The following is a 1,651-nucleotide window of genomic DNA, read 5'->3' as shown; positions in this document are numbered from 1 at the left end:
CATTTTAAATTGATTGTATATCTCGCTACAGATTTTTGTGATTTCCTTTTATTGAAAGAAACTTTGTGATTTACTGAAGGTAGATTGGTTGGCACTGCACGCACCCAATTACAAAAAGGTACACTTTTACAAGAACGCATCCGCACGATTCCCAAAGATTTAACTTTAAAAATTGGACTAGATGACAGTTCTTTGGATAGCAACACGATAGCACAAACAAAACAAGCATTACAGGCAATTAAGCACATCGAAACACTACCCCTTGGGCAAAAAGAAGTACATTATATTTTCGGTCGCATCAGCAAAACAAAATACCAAGAACTACAACAAAAACGCATATCAAATTTGCCTACTATCGGCAGCTTTGGACTATTTTCGCCAACATTAGATGGAATCATTGCCAGTTCCTTTGGTGATGGACAAGAAAGCGTAACAAATGCGGTGGAACGCTTACGACCAAAGCTAAAATCATTTCTAGCAGCCAGAATAGTCAAAGATATACTTGGCAATACAAATACATCAAAAGTAAATATAATAGCCTCACTAGTTGTTGCTGGAAATCAAAAATTACTTGCTGAAACTCTCACTACTCGTAGTGTTAAACAAAATACAGGAGTAGGAAATCGCCCAAAACCAACTAAACCAATAAATTTATCCGATTCAGGTGTACCAAAATTACCTGTAGGAATGGAAATAGCCTTCCAAATTCAAAACAACGAATCTGTACCCCTCCACGTTAGTATTTTAGGCATAGACAGCACCGGAAGGATGGATGTTATTTTCCCTTACGATCGCTCAGAAGGTGCGACGATAGTACAAGCAGGAAAAAAACTTTTAATTCCTCAACCACCCGAACCAGGGGAAAAACCTACCACCTTTGATATTTCAGAACCACTAGGTTTTGCAGAAGCAGTTATCATTGCCAGCAATGCACCATTACGTGATTTTATTGATGTAATCAAAACACTAGCAAATACAAGAGGAATAGGCAGTCAACGTAGTCCTATTAATGGAGACGAGTTTTTAGATTTAACTAATAGCTTACTAGATGATTTAGACAGAAGCACACGCGGAGCAACTGGGAATGAAAATACACAACTTCCTCCAGATACTCGTGGAAGTGATGCAACAAAGTTAGCTGTAATGTCAATTCCATTTGAGGTTGTTGCATAAAGAAATATACAACATACTACTGTCTATATTGCTCTGATATTTTCTGTAAGCTCAATAAATTGAAACTTCGGCTCACGCCAAGAGTACGAGTGAAATCGATATAACTGAGTTCAGAAAATTATGAGCATCATTACAATCAGATTTACTCACTTTTCTGCCCAACAACCAAAGTACACCTTTGGAGAACAAATCGCAATTAAAAGTAACTGCGATCGCAAAAAATGGATAACAGGTCAAGTTACGGGATTGCGATTAGATTATCACTCCCCAAATACTTGGAACTACACGGTGGTTTTTGACTATCCACAAGGATTTTGCGAAGAATTTACCGAAGAGGATTTAGCAGCAGTAGATGAATTAGTTTGCCCACAACTGTTGCTTTAGCAAAAATGCCTACTATAAATTTCTAATAATAAAAACCTTTGCTGTTGGTAATTTTGCCAGCAGCTTTAATTTTACGGCTAACGCCTTTACGGGT

The 1,651-nt window shown here is 37.6% G+C and carries 2 protein-coding genes; both read left to right on the top strand.

Features of this window, described 5'->3' with window-relative positions; all coding sequences use genetic code 11:
• The first annotated feature begins 84 nt into the window (after positions 1–84).
• Positions 85–1,173 carry a DUF4384 domain-containing protein gene (locus CK510_RS30115; RefSeq protein WP_245912522.1) on the top strand — a complete coding sequence of 363 codons (1,089 nt, stop codon included), beginning with the start codon at positions 85–87 and terminating at the stop codon, positions 1,171–1,173.
• A gap of 120 nt (positions 1,174–1,293) precedes the next feature.
• Positions 1,294–1,557 carry a hypothetical protein gene (locus tag CK510_RS30110; protein ID WP_095725085.1) on the top strand — a complete coding sequence of 88 codons (264 nt, stop codon included), beginning with the start codon at positions 1,294–1,296 and terminating at the stop codon, positions 1,555–1,557.
• Positions 1,558–1,651 lie beyond the last annotated feature (94 nt).

This window comes from Brunnivagina elsteri CCALA 953, assembly GCF_002289455.1.
GTDB classification, from domain to species: Bacteria; Cyanobacteriota; Cyanobacteriia; order Cyanobacteriales; family Nostocaceae; genus Brunnivagina; species Brunnivagina elsteri.
This window is presented reverse-complemented; position numbering and strand designations above follow the sequence as displayed.